The organism is Rhizobium laguerreae (assembly GCF_019778565.1).
In the GTDB taxonomy this organism is placed as follows: domain Bacteria; phylum Pseudomonadota; class Alphaproteobacteria; order Rhizobiales; family Rhizobiaceae; genus Rhizobium; species Rhizobium laguerreae.
Map to the genome: position 1 here is coordinate 14,184 of NZ_JAAXQT010000014.1, position 17,774 is coordinate 31,957.

A 17,774-nucleotide genomic window follows, 5' to 3' on the forward strand; every position below is an offset into this window, starting at 1 on the left:
TTGAGGACGTCGAGCGCTACCCTATTGTCCGCCCAGTTTCCAGCTGTCCCCAGACGGGCAGGCTACGCCGTTGAAGCGCGTCACGCCGTCGAGAGATTGCCGACTGGTAACAAAACCACGACATCCGTCCGGCCCATCGTTACTGGCATCGATCTGCTCGATAACACCCGCGCTACCCGTCGATGGGTTGGCCCAAGCAAGCGCCGTTGCACCGACAGCACCGCGACCTACAGTATCTGCGATCACCGCTTGATCGGTCAAAGGCGTCTGGTGCTGGATTGCTGACTGGGCGAGGGGCGTCTCAAGCGGGTCGATATGTGAGCATGCCGCCAAAGCCGCGATGCTCATTGCCGAGGTGAAGTGCTTCAGATTCATCGGTCGGATAAAGCGTTTTGCTAGTTATGTTTCAAGTTACTCATGGTTCACAATGTTGCGAGGTTTGAAGAAAACGCGGTCGCTTGGAGACGCCGCGAACGTGTTCTTGAAAGGGTGGTCAAGAGACTACAATGAGCACGGCCGGACAATGATCTCTATGCGTTTCAACCGTTAGGACGATGACCAATGACCCAGGTCTCCGTTGCTCGCCCAGGCGGCACCCAGTAGTCTCGCCGTCTCACCGACAGGTTCTTAGTGAAACGCAGCGATTCGATGGCCATTCTGTTCAAAACAACAATCAGCGAAAACTCGGCTTTCGAGATGATCGAACGGTCACTGTCAGGCGCTTACCAATATGACGGTTACCTCAATGTCGTTAGCGATGCGGGCGAGACGGCATTGTCTTGGAGTCCGGCAATGCATGCCGAAGAGTTCAAGGCAGAGGTCAGCCAAATCCTGCGGCAGACTTGGGATGCTGCCCGCTTCTGGGTCATCTATGAGCGCCGCGAAGACCGGGGGGATGCAGAAGGGACTGAGATCCGTAACGCGGCTTTCCGCCTGACGCGCGGGTACAGCGGCGTTATCGTTGTCACACTCAGCCTCCTTGGGAAGCGCGACAGCGTCAATGACCTGGAGCTCGTCTTCGTCTGCTTCGAGCAGGATTTTCACAGGAGGAATTTTCGCGTGCGCTATGAGGGTAAGCCGATACCAAACCGGGATTGATGCTCACGCACGCGACCCGTTCTACCTGCTGGGCCTACTAGGATAGGATAGGGACGGGAGTCTCTGATGGATTGACGGGCCGCCCGGCGTTAGACAAAACGCGTCAGCAGGAGTTTATCGATGCGTGTTGCCGCCACCCTCTTCATCGCCGTCTGCCTGTTCCTGGCGGCGGCGACCGCTTCCCGCGCATACGTGAGCAACTCGAACCTTTGGCTGCTCGCCACCGCGCTTGTCCTCTACACATTAGGCAATCTTTCGATGATCGCTCTCATGCGGACGAGCGGGCTTTCCCTCGCTATTTCGTTGTCGTCGGTCGCGCAGCTCATCGCCATCAACGCGATCGCCGTCTTGGTTTTCGACGAGCGGCTCGGCTGGCATCAGGCGGTTGGCGTAGTCCTCGGGATAGCATCGGTTACGCTCATGGTGATCGGATGAATGGCTCTCAATTGCGTTTCCTTGACTACGGCGGATGGCAGTCATGGGGCGGGCTCTCATGGACGCAAAACGTCATGCGGCGATGTGACGGCGGTATTGGACAAGAGGCTCGGCCGAAATCAGGCTTGGGTGCCAAGGCGACCTGAACATGTACGATATCATGCTTCTTTTCCTTGCTGGCTTGTTGGCAGGCAGCATGAATGCGTTGGCGGGCGGCGGGTCGTTCGTATCCCTGCCTGCGCTGATATCTGTCGGAGTGCCCTCGGTAGCCGCAAACGCGACAAGCACCTTAGCCTTGTTTCCCGGCGGCATGGCGAGCTCGTGGGTCTACCGTGACGGGGTTAGGAGTGTGTGCGGCGTCAATGTCGTGCCCATTGCCATCGTGACGGTAATGGGTGGTGTGGCCGGAAGCATTCTATTGCTGCTAACCCCATCGAGGATTTTCGATGGTATCCTGCCATGGCTTTTGCTGGTGGCGACATTGATGCTCGCTGCAGGACCGAGGCTCAGCGCCCAGTTGCAGACGCAGGCACGTCCGAGTGTTCTAGCGTTCGCAACGGTTCAGTTCTTTCTCGGTCTTTATGGCGGCTATTTTGGCGGCGCGGTGGGTCTCATGATGCTTGCGGCGTGGAGCGCGCTCGGGGGCGGGGACATCAAGAGCCTGAATCCGACAAGAATGGTGATGGTCACTGCCGCCAACGCGGTCGCCGTCGTCGTCTTCGTACTTGCTGGGGCAATCGTATGGCAGGAATGCATTGCCATGACGATTGGAGCCGTTATCGGCGGGTGGACCGGAGCGCATATCGGACGAAGGCAGCCACCATCGGTCGTGCGGGTGCTAACCCTCGCGGTCGCCTTTTTAACGACCGCGGTGTTCTTTTCGCGAGCTTACCTTTGAGCGGAGGTCCGGCCCCACAGAGGCACGCTTTAACCCCGGAAAATCCAGCTCTGGCTGGCCCAAGAACCCGGAGCACTTCAGTCGCCCGACAGTCGGCGTGGCCTATCGAAAAGATCGCCGCCATGCACCGCGTGCGCCGCGGCAGCGACACGATCTCATACGACATTATCCGAAGTCCCCAACCCTGCCTACGCTGAAAACAACCTCGGGCTCGCCTTCCTCGCCGACAACAGGGTCATTCTGCCGCCGCCATACCACGACCCCAGCGTGTTATCAGTATCTCGGCCTCCTCGATCTCGGCCTCCTCGTTCGCCGCCACCCTTGGCTCGAACGCTCGGATGGCCTCGGTCATCAAGGTCAAATGCGACGATGTAGACAGTGGTGAACGTGCCGGGCATGCAGGTCTCCCTTCCGTTGCGAAACGGAACGTCGACCGCTGATGTTCCAAGCTGTTCGAGCAGTCGAGACGAGTTGGGCTAGGAGCGCCAATGCTGGCGATCAACGGCGCGTTCAGCGGGAAGGTCTTACGCCGAATATCCCGAAAATCACTCCGAATTCTCCGGAATGGACGTGGCCGTCTTGACGTTTTCCTATGTATACGAAATGCTAAGATGTCAGACCAATTCTTTAAGTCGGCTGCCTGATAAGAAAATGGGGAACCATGAAGGCAAATCGCAGCGACAGGCCGGTGATCCGGCCGCTTCCGGTCATGGACCGCGCGCGTCAGGTGACCGATGCGCTGGCGGATTATGTCGAGGAAGCCAGATTGAAGGCGGGCGACCGTTTGCCGGCTGAGCGCGAGCTGATGACCGCTCTTGCCGTCGGCCGCTCGACCATTCGCGAGGCGATCCGGCATTTCCAGGCGCTCGGTGTCATTGAGACGCGCAAGGGAAGCGGCACTTATCTGCTGAAGCCCGTGTCAAGGGCGACGATCCACATGCCGCTATCGTTCGATACCGCACACCTTCGCGACGTGCTGCTGCAAACGCTGGAGGTACGCCGTGGAATTGAATGCGAGGCGGGCATGGTGGCGGCGCGACGGCGCACGAGCACGGACCTCGTCATCATCGAGGAAAAGCTGAACGCCATGGAGCGGGTGCACCTGGAGAAGGGCACTTCCGGGCCGGAGGATCTGGCCTTCCATCTCGCCGTTTACGACGCCGCCCACAATCCGCTGTTTCGACAGCTTCTCGAGCAGATGCGCGAGACATTCGAGCGCTTCTGGGCGCATCCCTTCGACCGGCAGGATTTCGCGCGCCGGTCTTTTCCCTTTCACCGCACCCTTTTCAACGCGATCGCTGCCGGGGATCCCGAGACGGCGCGCACAGAAACATTGAAAATTCTCGCCATCGTCGAGGAAGACATCAAGGAAATGTCCAAATGAGCAACGGCGCAGAACCGTTCGATCTTGCTTCCCTCATCACCGCGCATGACGAAGGCAACTTCGCTGACGCCGTCGTGCCGCCGATTTTTCAGACTTCGCTTTTCACCTTTTCCGATTATGACGACATGATCGCCTCCTATCGCGGCGAGAGGGTGCGGCCGATCTATACACGCGGACTGAACCCGACGGTGCGCGCCTTCGAGGAAATGCTCGCCAAGCTCGAAGGTGCCGAGGATGCGCTGGGTTTTGCAAGCGGCATGGCGGCGATCTCGTCGGCGGTCTTAAGCTTCGTCGAGCCCGGCGACCGCATCGTTGCCGTCAAACATGTCTATCCCGATGCCTTCCGCCTGTTCGGCACCATCCTGAAACGGATGAAGATCGAGGTGACTTATGTCGACGGGCGCGACGAGGAAGCGGTCGCCAAGGCGCTGCCCGGCGCCAAGCTCTTCTACATGGAAAGTCCGACGAGCTGGGTGATGGAAGCACATGATGTCGGCGGGCTCGCCGCGCTCGCCAGACAACACGGCGCCGTCTCGATGATCGACAACAGCTGGGCAAGCCCGTTCTTCCAGCGGCCGCTGACGCTCGGCGTCGACTTGGTCATTCATTCGGCCTCGAAATATCTCGGCGGCCACAGCGATGTGGTGGCGGGCGTCATCGCCGGCTCGAAGGCGATGATCGCTCGCGTCAAGGCCGAGGCATATCCCTATCTTGGCGGCAAGCTTTCGCCGTTCGACGCCTGGCTGCTGATCCGCGGGTTGCGCACGCTGCCGCTCCGCATGCGAGCCCACGAGGCATCGGCGCTTGAAATCGCCAGGCGCCTGCAGAAGCTCGACGTGGTGGAGACGGTCTGCCATCCGGGGCTCGCCAACCGTCTGCCCACTGGCCTCAACGGCACCTCGGGCCTGTTTTCCTTCATATTCCGCGAAGGCGTCGATATCCGCACCTTCGCCGATCACCTCAAGCTCTTCAAACTGGGTGTAAGCTGGGGTGGACATGAAAGCCTGATCGTACCGGGCGAGGTGGTGCTTCAGCAGAAGGCACAGCCAAATTCCGCACATGCCTTCGGCATCCATGCGCGATCCGTACGTCTCCATGTCGGCCTCGAAGGAACCGAGGCTTTGTGGAGAGATATCGAGGAGGCGCTCGCCGCCGCCTCACAATCCTGAAACCCGAGAGAGACCTAACAAGGGGGAACTGAGCCATGAAAAAACTAATAATCTCGACGCTCTTTGCTTCGATGATGGCGGGTACGGCCTTTGCCGATACGACGCTCAAGCTTGTCGAAGTCATCACCAGCCCGGAGCGCACCGAAACGCTGAAATCGATCGTCGGCAAATTCGAAGCCGCCAATCCCGGCACCAAGGTCGACATCATCTCGCTGCCCTGGAACGAAGCGTTCCAGAAGTTCGCGACCATGGTGTCTGCCGGCGACGTGCCCGATGTGATGGAGATGCCCGATACCTGGCTGTCGCTCTATGCCAATAACGGCATGCTCGAGAGCCTGGAGCCCTACCTCGAAAAGTGGGAGCACACCAAGGAACTGACGCCACGCGCGCTCGAACTCGGCCGCGACGTCAAGAACACCGCCTATATGCTGCCCTACGGGTTCTATCTCCGGGCGATGTTCTACAACAAGAAGCTGCTTGCCGAAGCCGGCGTCGCCGCGCCGCCGAAGACGATGGAAGAATTTACTGCCGCTTCGGAAAAGGTTTCCAAACTGCCCGGCAAATACGGCTACTGCATGCGCGGCGGACCGGGCGGCCTTAACGGCTGGATGATCTTCGCCGCCTCGATGGCCGGCTCGAACAAGTATTTCAACGACGACGGGACCTCGACGATGAACAGCCCGGGCTGGGCCAAGGGCATCGAATGGATGGTCGATCTCTACAAGAAAGGCTATGCGCCGAAGGACAGCGTCAACTGGGGCTTCAACGAAGTCGTCGCCGGCTTCTATTCCGGCACCTGCGCCTTCCTCGACCAGGATCCGGACGCGCTGATCGCCATCGCCGAGCGTATGAAGAAGGAGGATTTCGGTGTCGCACCGCTGCCGAAGGGTCCGGACGGCAAGTCCTTCCCGACGATCGGTTACGGCGGCTGGTCGATGTTCACGACCAGCGGCAACAAGGATCTTTCCTGGAAGCTGATAGCCACGCTCGAAGGGCCGGAAGGTAATCTTGAGTGGAACAAGCGCATCGGCGCCCTGCCGGCCTATACGGCGGCCGAGAAGGATCCCTTCTACGCCGGTGACCAGTTCAAGGGCTGGTTCGAGGAACTGGCGGATCCGAACACGGTACCAACAGTCATGCCGACCTACCTCGAGGAATTCGCCTTCTTCAAGGATTCGCTGGCGATCAAGACCTCGCAGCAAGCATTGCTCGGCGATATCTCGGCGAAGGATTTGGCCGACCAATGGGCCGAATATCTCACCAAGGCGCAGCAGAAGTTCCTCGCCAAGAAATAAGCGACGGATCGACGGCGGCGGCCTCACCACAGGCCGCCGCCGCTTTTTTGATGACACAGACGGCGCATGAACGCCGCGAACGGGAACTCTTGGCTGATGACCATTTCCGCCGATACGCTCGACATGCGTCGCGACCGCAGGCCGTGGCTGCGTCGCGTTGCCGATGCTTCGGAGCCCTATCTCTACAGCGCGCCGTCGCTGATCTTGATCATTGCGGTGATGCTGGTGCCGCTGACCGTCGGCATCTCCTACGCCTTCCGCGATATCCAGCTGCTCAATCCGTTTTCCGGCGGCTTCATCGGGCTCGATCATTTCCGCGAGCTTGCAGGCGATGCCGCCTTCTACGGCGCGCTTCGGAACACGCTGTGGTGGACCGGCGCCTCCGTCGTCCTGCAGTTCGTCTTCGGGCTGATCCTGGCGCTGCTGCTCGACAAGCCGTTCAAAGGCAGGGCAATCGCGCAGGCGTTGGTCTTCCTGCCCTGGGCCGTGCCGTCTTTCCTCGCCGGCCTCAACTGGGCCTGGCTGTTCAATCCCGTCATCGGACCGATCCCGCACTGGCTCTTCGCCCTCGGGCTGATGGATGAGCCGGGCAATATCCTCTCCGATCCCAACTATGCGATGTGGGGGCCGATCGTCGCCAATGTCTGGTGGGGCATTCCCTTCTTCGCCATCACGCTGCTTGCGGCGCTGCAGGCGATCCCGCGTGATCTCTATGAGGCGGCATCGATCGACGGCGCCGGCTGGTTCCAGCGCTTCCGCTCGATCACCCTGCCGTTTCTGGCGCCAACGATTGCCATTACCGTGCTGCTACGCACCGTGTGGATTTCCAACTTCGCCGATCTGATTGTCGTCATGACCAGTGGCGGGCCGGCGGACCGGACGCAGATTGTCGCCAGCTACATCTTCACGACGGCCTTCCGGCGGCTCGATTTCGGTTATGCCTCGGCGATCGCGCTGGTGCTGCTCGTGCTGCTGCTTGCCTATTCGATGCTGATCATCCTGCTCCGGCAGACGCTGCTGAACAAGGATTGAGATCATGAGACGATCCGTCATTCCGACCATCGCACACCGCCTGGCGATCCTCTGCTACATCGCCTTTTCGCTCTTTCCACTGTTCTGGCTGCTCAAGGTCTCGGTAACGCCGAACGACCTGCTCTATAGCGAGGGCGTTCGCATGTGGCCGTCGCGCACGACATGGGATCACTATGCCTTCGTGCTGCGCCACAGCGCCTTTCCGACCTTTTTCAAGAACAGCCTGATCGTCTCGGCCTCGACGGCCGTCACCGTGACCATCTGCGCTTCGCTGTCCGGCTACGCATTGTCGCGCTTCAATTTCCGGGTAAAATACTGGATCGTCGCCCTGATGCTGCTGACCCAAATGTTTCCGCTGGTGATGCTGGTGGCGCCGATCTTCAAGATTCTGTCGCCGCTGCATCTGACCAACAGTCTGACCGGGCTCGTCATCGTCTACACCGCCTTCAACGTGCCTTTCGCCACCTTCCTGATGCAGTCCTTCTTCGACGGCATTCCGAGGGATCTCGAAGAGGCGGCGAAGATCGACGGGGCGACGCAGTTCACGGCGTTTCGCCAGATCATCCTGCCGCTGACGCTGCCGGGGATCGCCGCCACACTCGGTTTCGTCTTCACTGCCGCCTGGAGCGAGCTGCTCTTCGCGCTGATGCTGATCAACGGCAATGACGCGGCGACCTTCCCGGTCGGACTTCTCACCTTCGTTTCGAAATTCTCGGTGGATTTCGGGCAGATGATGGCGGCGGGCGTCATGGCGCTCATTCCGGCCGGCCTCTTCTTCCTCCTCATCCAGCGCTATCTCGTCCAGGGCCTGACGGCCGGCGCGGTCAAGGGTTAAACAAATGGCATCGATCGATATCCGGAATATCCACAAAGCCTATGGCCATGTGCAGGTGCTGCATGGCGTCAACCTGGAAATCCAGGACGGCGAATTCGTCGTGCTCGTCGGTCCGTCCGGCTGCGGCAAGTCCACGCTGCTGCGGATGATCGCCGGGCTGGAGGAGGTCACCGGGGGTGAGATCCGCATCGCCGGCAATAGGGTCAACGAGCTGCATCCGAGGGATCGCGACATCGCCATGGTGTTCCAGTCCTACGCGCTCTATCCGCATATGAATGTCGCCGGCAATATGAGCTACAGCCTCAGGCTGCGGAAGGTGGCGAAGGAGAAGATTGCAGGCGCGGTGGCCGCGGCTGCCGCCAAGCTTGGCCTCGATCCGCTGCTCGAACGCAGGCCGAAGGCGCTTTCCGGCGGCCAGCGCCAGCGCGTCGCCATGGGCCGCGCCATCGTGCGCCAGCCAAAAGCCTTCCTGTTCGACGAACCGCTGTCGAACCTCGATGCGCGCCTGCGCGAACAGATGCGCGCCGAAATCAAGAAACTGCATGGCGACCTGAAGGCGACCTCAATCTACGTGACCCACGACCAGATCGAGGCAATGACGCTGGCGGACCGGATCGTCGCCATGCATGGTGGGGTGGTCCAGCAGGTTGGCAGTCCCCTGGAACTCTACGACCGCCCCGCCAATCTTTTTGTTGCTGGCTTCATCGGCTCGCCGGGGATGAATTTCCTCGAGGCCACCTATGATGCCGGCGGCGTGAAGCTGAAGGACGGCACGATCGTGCCGCTTGCAAAGCCTCTGCCGCTTTCAGATGGCGCAAAGGTGACGCTCGGCATCCGGCCGGAGCATGTGCTGATGAGCGACGGTGGGGCGGGGCTTGCCGCGGATGTGGAACTCGTCGAGCCCACGGGTTTCGGCATCATCTTGCATCTTGCCCTGCATGGTCTGCCGTTCAAGATCTTCACGCTGAACCGCGACGCGCTGAAGGCGGGGCCGAAGGTCAATGTGGCCTTCCCCGCCCAATATCTGCACGTGTTCGATGTCGAGGGAAAACGCGTCGATTGAGCCGCTGGGCTGGTGGCTCGTTGCTATCGGTTTTGGCATAGTGTCTCCGGCAGGGGCGGGGAGGCAGAACATGCTTGTTGCGCAGATATCCGATATCCATGCGAGGCCGGACCTTTCGTCGCTCCAGACGCTGGAGCGAGCGATAGGCTGGCTGAGGACGTTCCGCCCTGATGCACTTGTTGTCACCGGAGATCTGGTGGACGACGGATGGCGGCGAGGCTATCGCCTGGTCGCCGAAAGCCTGCGGTCGCTGGACTGCCCTGTCCACCTGTTGCCGGGCAACGGTGACGATCTGCAATTGATGCGTTCCGAACTGGCCGCCGTCGGCACGTGGATCAATGCGACGGGACCGATGCATTTCCGGACAGCCGTCGATGGGCTGACCCTCTTCGGTGTCGATGTGACCGTCGCCGGTCAGAGCTACGGCGACGTCCTGCCGCATCTGCCATGGCTGATGAACGCGCTTGCGGACGTGACGACGCCCTCGCTTCTCTTCATGCATCAGCCGCCATTGAGGATCGGCATCGAGGTGCTGGACCGGGTCGGATGCAGAAACGGCAGTGCGCTTCTCAGCACCCTGGATGCGGTGAACAGGCCGCCGCTGGCGATTCTTTGCGGCCATGTTCACCGACCCGCATTTGGCCGGCTGGGATCGATCCCTGTCCAGACCTGCGGCTCCCTCTGCCCGCCCAATCCGCTTCTGCTGGAAGGCCGTGCCGATCTTCCGGTGATCGACGCTCCGTCCTTCCTCGTGCATGAGGTCAGCGACGGAGGGCTTGTTTCTCATGTGGTATCGGTTCTGGCATCCGATGGCAGCGCATGAAATGGATTGACTGGGGAAACCCTCACGTGCGGCGGGTGGAAAAATCTTTTGCCCCATCGCCCAGGAGGGCTATATCGTCCGTGTGATCTTGCTGGACTGGATGCCATGACCGACACTGTTCTCGACCGCTTTCTCCGTTATGTCGTTATCGACACGCAATCCGACCCTGCCTCGTCGACGCAGCCGACCACCGGCAAGCAGAAGGATCTCGGCCGGGTTCTGGTCGATGAACTGCTGAAGATCGGTCTTGCCGACGCGCATCTCGATGAACACGGCTATGTCTATGCGACCATTCCGGCCAATAGCGACAAGACGGTACCGGTCATCTGTTTCTGCTCGCACATGGATACGGCACCCGATTTCAGCGGCACCGATGTCAAGCCGCAAATCATCGGGAATTATGCCGGCGGGGATATTAGGCTTGCCGGCGATCCGAGCCGGGTGATCCGCGTCAGCGAGCACCCTGAGCTGAAAAACCAGATCGGCAACGACATTATCACGACCGATGGAACGACATTGCTCGGCGCCGACGACAAGGCGGGACTGGCGGAGATCATGACCGCCGCCCAGTTCCTCGTCGACAATCCCGAGATCAGGCATGGGACGATCAAGATCCTGTTCACGCCGGACGAGGAGGTCGGGCGCGGCGTCAACAAGGTGGATCTAGCGAAACTCGGAGCCGACTTCGCCTATACGATGGACGGCGAGACGGCCGGCCATATCGAGGATGAGACCTTCTCGGCCGACGGCGTCGAGATCAGCATATCAGGTGTGGCGATCCATCCCGGTTTTGCCAAGGACCGCATGGAAAACGCCATCAAGATCGCCGGCGCCATCATCGACCGGCTGCCGAGGGATCTTGCGCCGGAGACCACTGAAGGCAGGCAGGGTTTCATCCATCCCACCGGCGTGACCGGCTCGATGGAGAAGGCGTCGCTGAGCCTCATCATACGTGACTTCACCGACAAGGGGCTGACGGAAAAGGAAACGACGCTCGAAGCTATCGTCAAGGACGTGATGGCTGCCTATCCCGGCTCGACCTATCGTTTTGAGGTGAAGGAGCAGTATCGCAATATGAAGGTGGTGCTCGATCGTCACCCGGAGATCGTCGAGAACGCGATCGAGGCGGTGCGCCGGGCCGGCATGACGCCGGTGCGCGGCAGCATCCGCGGCGGCACGGATGGCTCGCGTCTCTCCTTCATGGGGTTGCCGTGCCCGAATATTTTCGCCGGCGGCCATGCATTCCATTCGCCGCTCGAATGGGTCAGCCGCCAGGATATGGAAAAGGCCGTCAAAACGATCGTGGAATTGGTGAGGGTCTGGGAAGAGCGCGCCTAAAGCAATTCCAGCAAAAGTGCGCAGCGGTTTTACGTCCGGAATTGCGCAGAAACAAAAACGCGCTTGCATCTAACTCATATACCGGAAGCGGCGGTTGGTTTAACCGCCGTTCGCCGGAAGGCTTTCACGCAGCATCACGCTGTCATAGGCGGGGCGGGGAATAGGGATCGCAATGGGCATTCCCGGCTCGGGCTCAACCGATGTTACCGGCGATGTTTCCGGCGCGGTCACCGGCGCTGTGATCCGCATCTGCGCCGTGCTCGCGGTGGCCATGGGGTCCGGAGCCGGCAGAGGAACGGGAACCGCCGAGGGTATCAGCGCTTCGAATTGCGGCGGCAGCATGCTTTCGCCGGGCACATAGTTCATCGCCACCTCGTAGGAGGGCAGCGGCGGCGGCGTTTGAAGCGTGCCGTTGGAGTCGCGCTTCTCGTAGAAAGCGTTGCCGCCGGCAACCGTCACATAGTGCATGTTGTCGTAGGGGAATTTCAGCCCATTGGTGTGGAAGAACATCGCATCCTTCACAGCGGGATGGCGGGCGCCCTTGACGAGGATCGCATCGGCCGCGCTCGCAAGCTCGGTTTTCGCCTGCGGCTTGACTTCGCGCGTCATCACGCCGGGCGCGAACTGCCTTTTCTGAGCCACGACGCCACAGATGGAAGGGGGATAGGCACCAGAGGTGAGCCTGTTCATGACAACGGTCCCGACAGCCATGTAGCCGTCCTCGTCCGAATGCTGCGATTCGAAATACATCGCGCGCTGCAGGCAGTCGCGATCCTTGGCCGTATAATTGAACGTGACTTTTGCCGGTTGACCCTGCTTCGTCTTGGTGTTCGCCGCCGTCGCCGCCGGTTTCGATGTCGTCGTGCAGCTTGCAGCTGCCAGTCCTACGAACAAAATCCCGATCAGGGATTTTCCAAAGGAAATCTCCGCCCTCAACGCCAGGTGCCTCCTATGGGATTAGTTCAGCCCTTTTTGATTAAGTGAAAACGTTTTACTCGTCATATGACTGAAATACAAACAACCTTAGATCACAAAAAGCTTAAGGGACTCTCGCCGAAAACGATTCCGGCGACGAGGCACTGCACTGGAATCGAGCAAACGAAAAAATCATGCAGAATTTCAAAGCGTTAGGGTCCCTTTGCGGCTCTCGATAAGACGCGCGGCGCAGTCGACCGCCGCCCATGTCCATCAACTGCGGAACAGTTTCCAGCGGGTCGGCTTGAAAGCCACCCGGTTGCGGTCGAGCCTGTCGGCCTCGCTCGGCGGCAATTCGATCTCGATATGCGGTCGATCGTTGCCGATATTGAGTTCGATATGGCGGGTGCCGGCCACGCGGCGGCTGGAAACCGGCTGGCCGGCGATACAGTTTTCAGCTGATTCGCAGAGCCTGACGTCATGCGGGCGGAAGTAGAGCTGCGCCGTGCCATCCGGCTCGCCTTCGGCATTGAGGCCGAGCGAGCGGCCTTCGAAGCGAATGTCGCTGTCTGATATCTCGACCTCAAGGCAGTTCGACTGGCCGATGAAGCCGAACACGAAGGGAGAATTCGGATTGTCGTAGACCTGGTCCGGCGTGCCGACCTGTTCGATCGCGCCCTGACTCATGACGACGACGCGGTCGGCAAGCTCCAGCGCCTCATCCTGGTCGTGGGTGACGAAGACTGTGGTGTGTCCGGTGCGGTCGTGAATATCGCGCAGCCACTTGCGCAGGTCCTTGCGCACCTGGGCGTCGAGCGCGCCGAAGGGTTCGTCAAGCAGCAGCACGTTCGGCTCGACGGCCATGGCGCGGGCGAGCGCGACACGCTGGCGCTGGCCGCCGGAAAGCTGGGCCGGGTAGCGTTTTTCCAGACCGGAAAGCTGGACGAGGTCGAGCAGTTCCAGCGCCCGCCTGCGGATATCGGCCTTCGGCGGCCGCCGCGCACTGTTTCTGACCTTCAGGCCGAAGGAGACATTTTCGAGCACCGTCATGTAGCGGAACAGAGCATAGTGCTGGAAGACGAAGCCGATATTGCGCTGCTGCACTGACTTCTTCGAGGCATCCTCGTCACCGAAGAAGATCAGCCCCTCCGTCGGGCTTTCGAGGCCGGCAATCAGCCGCAGCAATGTCGTCTTGCCGGAGCCCGAAGGACCGAGCAGTGCGATCAGCTCGCCGGAGCGAATGTCGAGCGAGACATCGTGCAGCGCCGGAAAACGATCGAATTCCTTGCGAATGTTTTGAACGCGTACTTCCATTCCAAATCCTTCAGTGCCGCCGGCTGGCGGCGATTTCGGCGCTATAGCGCATTTCCAGCAGCGTCTTCAAAACAAGAGTTACGAGCGCGAGCAAGGCCAAAAGCGTGGCGACCGCAAAAGCGCCGGTGAAATTATACTCGTTATAGAGAATTTCCACCTGCAGCGGCATGGTGTTCGTCTGGCCGCGAATGTGGCCTGATACCACAGAAACTGCGCCAAATTCGCCCATGGCGCGGGCGTTGCAGAGCAGTACCCCGTAAAGCAGGCCCCATTTGATATTCGGCAACGTCACGTGCCAGAAGGTCTGCCAACCACTGGCGCCGAGCGAAAGGGCTGCCTCCTCGTCGGCCGTTCCCTGTTCCTGCATCAGCGGGATCAACTCGCGGGCGACGAAGGGGAAGGTGACGAACATGGTGGCGAGGATCAGCCCCGGCACGGCGAACAGGATCTTGATGTCGTGAGCGCTGAACCACTGGCCGAGCCAGGTATTGGCGCCGAACAGCAAAACGAAGACCAGGCCCGATATGACGGGTGAGACCGAGAAGGGCAGGTCGATCAGCGTCGTCAGGAAGGCCTTGCCCTTGAACTCGAACTTGGCGATCGCCCAGGCGGCGGCAACCCCGAAGACGAGGTTGAGCGGTACGCTGACGCCCGCAACGATCAGCGTCAGGCGGATAGCCGAGAAGGTTTCGGCGTCTGCGAGCGCCTCGAAGAACGGCCCGGCTCCCTTGCGAAAGGCTTCCACGAAGACGGCTGCGAGCGGCAGAAGCAGGATCAGCAGCAGGAAGACGAGCGAAAGGATGATGAGGCTGTAGCGCGCGATCCTGTTTTCGGTCGTTACCGACCGCAGCTTTGCCGGTTGAGCGGTCGCATCAAGCGCCATAGCCGTACCTCCGCCTGCTCCAGCTCTGGATGAGATTGATGACGAGCAGCATCGCGAACGAGATGATCAGCATGATCGCCGCAATGCCGGTCGCTGCGGCGTAATTATACTCTTCGAGCTTGATGATGATCAGCAGCGGTGCGATCTCCGATTTGAACGGCAGGTTGCCGGCGATGAAAATGACCGAGCCGTATTCGCCGACGCCGCGGGCGAAGGCGAGCGCAAAGCCAGTGAGCACGGCGGGCGCCAGCCCCGGCAGCAGCACGCGGAAAATCGTCTGAAAGCGATTGGCGCCGAGCGTTGCTGCAGCTTCCTCCACTTCCTTGTCGATCTCCTCCATGACCGGCTGCACGGTGCGCACGACGAAGGGCAGGCCGACGAAGATCAGGGCCACGACGATGCCGGCAGGCGTGAAGGCGATCTTGATGCCGAGCGGCGTCAGGAACTGGCCGATCCAGCCGTTCGGCGCGTAGAGCGTCGTCAGTGCGATGCCGGCAACGGCGGTCGGCAGCGCGAAGGGCAGGTCGACCATGGCATCGATGATGCGCTTGCCGGGGAAGCGGTAACGCACCAGCACCCAGGCGAGGATGATGCCGAAGACGGCATTGACGATCGCGGCGATGAAGGCGCTGCCGAAGCTGATACGCAGCGCGTTCAGCGTGCGCGGATCGAGCGCGATCGACCAGAATTTCTCCCAGCCGAGTGCGCTCGACCGGACCGCAAGGCCCGAGAGCGGGATGAGGATCAGAAGGGTGAGCCAGGTCAAGGTAAGGCCGAGCGCCATTCCGAAACCCGGAATGACGCTCGGCCGTTTGAACCGCCACCGCGTGGGGCTATGTACTTTCATGAAGTCTATTATTGGGCCGGCTTGTAGATTTGGTCAAATACGCCGCCGTCGCCGAAGAATTTCGGCTGCGCGCTCTTCCAGCCGCCGAAGTCGTCAATGGTCGCGAGCGTCAGCTTCGGGAAACGGGCGATGTCAGCCGGATCGGCGGCTTCCGGCTTGGTCGGCCGATAGTAGTGCTTGGCAGCAATCTTCTGGCCTTCGTCCGAATAGAGATAGTTGAGATAGGCTTCGGCGACCTTGCGCGTACCCTTCTTGTCGACATTGCCGTCAACGATGGCGACCGGCGGGTCAGCGCGGATGGAGAAGGTCGGCGTCACGATCTCGAACTGGTCGGGACCGAGTTCCTCGAGCGAAAGATAGGCTTCGTTTTCCCAGGCAAGCAGCACGTCGCCGAGGCCGCGCTGGACAAAGGTGGTCGTGGCGCCGCGAGCACCGGTGTCGAGAACCGGAACATGCTGCAGCAGTTTCGCAACGTATTCCTGCGCCTTGGCTTCGTCGCCGCCATTCGCCTGCTTGGCCCATGCCCAGGCGGCCAGGAAGTTCCAGCGAGCGCCGCCCGATGTCTTCGGGTTCGGGGTGATAACCTGCACGTCGTCCTTGACCAGGTCGCCCCAATCCCTGATGCCCTTCGGGTTGCCCTTGCGGACGAGGAAGACGATCGTCGACGTATAGGGCGTCGAATTGTTGGGGAATTTGGTCTTCCAGTCGGCCGGGATCTTGCCGGTCGCCTTGGCGATGGCATCGATATCGCCTTCGAGGGCAAGCGTCACGACGTCAGCGTCGAGACCGTCGATGACGGAGCGGGCCTGGGCGCCGGAACCGCCATGCGATGCCTGGATCGTCACGGTTTCACCACTGTCCTTTTGCCACTTGGCGGCAAAGGCGGCATTGAAATCCTTGTACAATTCGCGGGTCGGATCGTAGGAAACGTTGAGAAGCGTCTGATCCGCGAATGCCGGAGCGATGCTCCCGATCGCGAAGCTGCCTGCCAGGACCGCGGCTGCGATCAGCCGGGTGAGCCGTTGTGTCTGCATGGGAACCCTCCTGTTTTCTTTCCTAACTCTATCAAGTCAGTCGTATAATGAAACGAAGGTTCTTCCGGTTCCGGCCGGGGTGTTAGAATGCCATTCCATTTAAGAAGCAATTTGGAAATGGACGTGCCGAAGTTGGCCGCGGCCAATCGGTCGCCGCCGCGGCCCTGCCGCAAGGTCGTGTTTTTTTGGCCACAGTTCCTCCACGAAAGCGACATGGTGATACAGATTTTTGCCAGGATTTTGCCGCGATGACACTTGCGGATTCCTATATGGCTCCCGTGCGGCCGTATTCGCCGACCGCTACGCGGGGGCACCCCTTGAAGTGCGCCTCGCATTCCAAACCTGTTAGGGCCATTCAAAATGAATATCAGAACTATCCTTTTTGCCTCCGTTGCCGCCCTTGCCGCGGCCTCCGGAGCCCGCGCAGCCGACGCCATCGTGGCGGCGGAACCCGAGCCTGTGGAATATGTTCGCGTTTGCGACGCCTACGGAACCGGCTATTTTTATATTCCGGGAACGGAAACATGCCTTTCGATCGGCGGTTACATCCGTACCGAAGTGCGCTTCGGTGAGCAGATATCCGGCGATTCCGACGTAAACTTCTGGACTCGTGGTCAGGTCACCTTCCAGACCAAGAACGACACCGAGTACGGTACGCTGACCGGCGTCATCACGCTGCGTTACAATGTCGACAATGCCTCCGATCAGGAAGCTTTGCTTGATGAAGGCTATCTCGACATTGCCGGTTTCCGCGCCGGTAAGCTGTACAGCTGGTGGGATGACGACATGAGCGGCGAGACCGATACGCTCGCCAGCAACGAGACCACCCACAACTCGATCCGTTATCAGTACGAGAATGGCGCTTTCGCGGCCGGCATTTCGGTCGACGAACTCGAAGACGACTACGCCACCAAGCCGGGCGAAGGCCCGAACAACTTTGGTGTCGCAGGCCAGGTCTCCTACAAGGCCGGCGCCATCAGCGCTTACCTGCTTGCCGGTTATGACACCGACACCAGCGAAGTTGCTGTCCGCGGTATCGTCTATGCCGACATCGGCCCGGGCACGCTAGGTATTGCCGGCGTATGGGCAAGCGGCGCCAACTACTACTACGAAGAGTCCGAATGGACGATCGCAGCAGAATATGCCTTGAAGGTCAACGACAAGTGGTCGGTCACCCCGGGCTTCCAGTACTTCGAGAACATCGCTCTCGAGGCTGACGGCAACGGCTTCACCGGCGGCAGCGCCTACACGACCGGTGTCACCATCGACTACCAGATCGTCGAAGACCTGCGTTCGAAGCTCAGCGTGCAATATCACGATGAGGACGAAGGCGACGACGAAGTGTTCGGCTTCTTGCGCTTCCAGCGCGATTTCTAAGATAGTCTGATTGCAGACGAGCGGGCGCGGCCTT

18 protein-coding genes are annotated in these 17,774 nt (G+C 60.4%); 12 read left to right on the forward strand and 6 right to left on the reverse strand.

The window, feature by feature from the left end; genetic code table 11:
* Positions 1-21: 21 nt before the first annotated feature.
* Positions 22-375: an RT0821/Lpp0805 family surface protein gene (locus HFO71_RS32040; protein ID WP_077980171.1), complete on the reverse strand. Its 354-nt coding sequence runs from the start codon at positions 373-375 to the stop codon at positions 22-24.
* Between the two features lie 273 nt (positions 376-648).
* Here HFO71_RS32040 and HFO71_RS32045 point away from each other — a divergent pair, with 273 nt between their 5' ends.
* From HFO71_RS32045 to pepT, 11 genes are all read left to right on the forward strand, one after another.
* Positions 649-1,098, forward strand: coding sequence for a hypothetical protein (locus HFO71_RS32045; RefSeq protein WP_077980170.1), 450 nt, complete (start codon positions 649-651; stop codon positions 1,096-1,098).
* Positions 1,099-1,218: 120 nt separating this feature from the next.
* Entirely contained in the window at positions 1,219-1,533 is a 315-nt protein-coding gene (locus HFO71_RS32050; protein ID WP_077980169.1) for an EamA family transporter, read from the forward strand.
* Positions 1,534-1,681: 148 nt separating this feature from the next.
* A complete protein-coding gene (locus HFO71_RS32055) occupies positions 1,682-2,431 on the forward strand; it encodes a sulfite exporter TauE/SafE family protein (RefSeq protein ID WP_077980168.1) in 750 nt (249 codons plus the stop codon).
* 661 nt (positions 2,432-3,092) lie between these two features.
* On the forward strand, positions 3,093-3,815 hold the full coding sequence (locus HFO71_RS32060) for a FadR/GntR family transcriptional regulator (RefSeq protein WP_077980167.1): 723 nt from the start codon (positions 3,093-3,095) through the stop codon (positions 3,813-3,815).
* Positions 3,812-4,984, forward strand: a complete 1,173-nt coding sequence (locus HFO71_RS32065; RefSeq protein WP_077980166.1) for a PLP-dependent transferase — start codon at positions 3,812-3,814, stop codon at positions 4,982-4,984. Before HFO71_RS32060 ends, HFO71_RS32065 begins: the two co-directional genes overlap by 4 nt.
* A 35-nt stretch (positions 4,985-5,019) precedes the next feature.
* On the forward strand, positions 5,020-6,279 hold the full coding sequence (locus HFO71_RS32070; RefSeq protein ID WP_025397444.1) for an ABC transporter substrate-binding protein: 1,260 nt from the start codon (positions 5,020-5,022) through the stop codon (positions 6,277-6,279).
* A gap of 96 nt (positions 6,280-6,375) precedes the next feature.
* Positions 6,376-7,311, forward strand: a complete 936-nt coding sequence (locus tag HFO71_RS32075; RefSeq protein ID WP_077980165.1) for a carbohydrate ABC transporter permease — start codon at positions 6,376-6,378, stop codon at positions 7,309-7,311.
* 4 nt (positions 7,312-7,315) lie between these two features.
* Positions 7,316-8,146: a carbohydrate ABC transporter permease gene (locus HFO71_RS32080; protein WP_025397445.1), complete on the forward strand. Its 831-nt coding sequence runs from the start codon at positions 7,316-7,318 to the stop codon at positions 8,144-8,146.
* Positions 8,147-8,150: 4 nt separating this feature from the next.
* Entirely contained in the window at positions 8,151-9,209 is a 1,059-nt protein-coding gene (locus tag HFO71_RS32085; RefSeq protein ID WP_077980164.1) for an ABC transporter ATP-binding protein, read from the forward strand.
* Positions 9,210-9,279: 70 nt separating this feature from the next.
* Entirely contained in the window at positions 9,280-10,032 is a 753-nt protein-coding gene (locus HFO71_RS32090) for a metallophosphoesterase (RefSeq protein WP_077980163.1), read from the forward strand.
* 105 nt (positions 10,033-10,137) lie between these two features.
* Entirely contained in the window at positions 10,138-11,370 is a 1,233-nt protein-coding gene (pepT, locus tag HFO71_RS32095) for a peptidase T (protein ID WP_077980162.1), read from the forward strand.
* A 99-nt stretch (positions 11,371-11,469) separates the two neighbouring features.
* Here pepT and HFO71_RS32100 read toward each other — a convergent pair whose 3' ends face one another.
* The 5 genes from HFO71_RS32100 to HFO71_RS32120 form a co-directional block, all read right to left on the reverse strand.
* A complete protein-coding gene (locus tag HFO71_RS32100; protein WP_077980161.1) occupies positions 11,470-12,306 on the reverse strand; it encodes a cell wall hydrolase in 837 nt (278 codons plus the stop codon).
* Positions 12,307-12,558: 252 nt separating this feature from the next.
* Positions 12,559-13,599: a sulfate/molybdate ABC transporter ATP-binding protein gene (locus HFO71_RS32105; protein WP_077980160.1), complete on the reverse strand. Its 1,041-nt coding sequence runs from the start codon at positions 13,597-13,599 to the stop codon at positions 12,559-12,561.
* A 10-nt stretch (positions 13,600-13,609) separates the two neighbouring features.
* A complete protein-coding gene (gene cysW, locus HFO71_RS32110; protein WP_020052642.1) occupies positions 13,610-14,482 on the reverse strand; it encodes a sulfate ABC transporter permease subunit CysW in 873 nt (290 codons plus the stop codon).
* Positions 14,472-15,329 carry a sulfate ABC transporter permease subunit CysT gene (gene cysT / locus HFO71_RS32115; protein ID WP_077980159.1) on the reverse strand — a complete coding sequence of 286 codons (858 nt, stop codon included), beginning with the start codon at positions 15,327-15,329 and terminating at the stop codon, positions 14,472-14,474. The genes cysW and cysT overlap by 11 nt, the downstream gene beginning before the upstream one ends.
* 8 nt (positions 15,330-15,337) lie before the next feature.
* Entirely contained in the window at positions 15,338-16,363 is a 1,026-nt protein-coding gene (locus HFO71_RS32120; protein WP_077980158.1) for a sulfate ABC transporter substrate-binding protein, read from the reverse strand.
* A gap of 360 nt (positions 16,364-16,723) precedes the next feature.
* Between HFO71_RS32120 and HFO71_RS32125 the strand changes: the two genes are divergently transcribed.
* The gene (locus HFO71_RS32125; RefSeq protein WP_077980157.1) at positions 16,724-17,740 is read left to right on the forward strand and encodes a porin; all 1,017 of its coding nucleotides are present in this window, start codon (positions 16,724-16,726) and stop codon (positions 17,738-17,740) included.
* The last annotated feature ends 34 nt before the right edge of the window (positions 17,741-17,774 follow it).

What these genes read in the sequence shown, in the direction of transcription:
- HFO71_RS32050 (WP_077980169.1), top strand. Translation starts at nt 1,219, where the DNA reads ATGCGTGTTGCCGCCACCCTCTTCATCGCCGTCTGCCTGTTCCTGGCG.
- HFO71_RS32045 (WP_077980170.1), top strand. Translation starts at nt 649, where the DNA reads ATGGCCATTCTGTTCAAAACAACAATCAGCGAAAACTCGGCTTTCGAG.
- cysT (WP_077980159.1), bottom strand. Translation starts at nt 15,329, where the DNA reads ATGAAAGTACATAGCCCCACGCGGTGGCGGTTCAAACGGCCGAGCGTC.
- HFO71_RS32120 (WP_077980158.1), bottom strand. Translation starts at nt 16,363, where the DNA reads ATGCAGACACAACGGCTCACCCGGCTGATCGCAGCCGCGGTCCTGGCA.
- HFO71_RS32085 (WP_077980164.1), top strand. Translation starts at nt 8,151, where the DNA reads ATGGCATCGATCGATATCCGGAATATCCACAAAGCCTATGGCCATGTG.
- HFO71_RS32125 (WP_077980157.1), top strand. Translation starts at nt 16,724, where the DNA reads ATGAATATCAGAACTATCCTTTTTGCCTCCGTTGCCGCCCTTGCCGCG.
- HFO71_RS32105 (WP_077980160.1), bottom strand. Translation starts at nt 13,599, where the DNA reads ATGGAAGTACGCGTTCAAAACATTCGCAAGGAATTCGATCGTTTTCCG.
- HFO71_RS32055 (WP_077980168.1), top strand. Translation starts at nt 1,682, where the DNA reads ATGTACGATATCATGCTTCTTTTCCTTGCTGGCTTGTTGGCAGGCAGC.
- HFO71_RS32060 (WP_077980167.1), top strand. Translation starts at nt 3,093, where the DNA reads ATGAAGGCAAATCGCAGCGACAGGCCGGTGATCCGGCCGCTTCCGGTC.
- HFO71_RS32075 (WP_077980165.1), top strand. Translation starts at nt 6,376, where the DNA reads ATGACCATTTCCGCCGATACGCTCGACATGCGTCGCGACCGCAGGCCG.
- pepT (WP_077980162.1), top strand. Translation starts at nt 10,138, where the DNA reads ATGACCGACACTGTTCTCGACCGCTTTCTCCGTTATGTCGTTATCGAC.
- HFO71_RS32090 (WP_077980163.1), top strand. Translation starts at nt 9,280, where the DNA reads ATGCTTGTTGCGCAGATATCCGATATCCATGCGAGGCCGGACCTTTCG.
- HFO71_RS32070 (WP_025397444.1), top strand. Translation starts at nt 5,020, where the DNA reads ATGAAAAAACTAATAATCTCGACGCTCTTTGCTTCGATGATGGCGGGT.
- HFO71_RS32040 (WP_077980171.1), bottom strand. Translation starts at nt 375, where the DNA reads ATGAATCTGAAGCACTTCACCTCGGCAATGAGCATCGCGGCTTTGGCG.
- cysW (WP_020052642.1), bottom strand. Translation starts at nt 14,482, where the DNA reads ATGGCGCTTGATGCGACCGCTCAACCGGCAAAGCTGCGGTCGGTAACG.
- HFO71_RS32080 (WP_025397445.1), top strand. Translation starts at nt 7,316, where the DNA reads ATGAGACGATCCGTCATTCCGACCATCGCACACCGCCTGGCGATCCTC.
- HFO71_RS32065 (WP_077980166.1), top strand. Translation starts at nt 3,812, where the DNA reads ATGAGCAACGGCGCAGAACCGTTCGATCTTGCTTCCCTCATCACCGCG.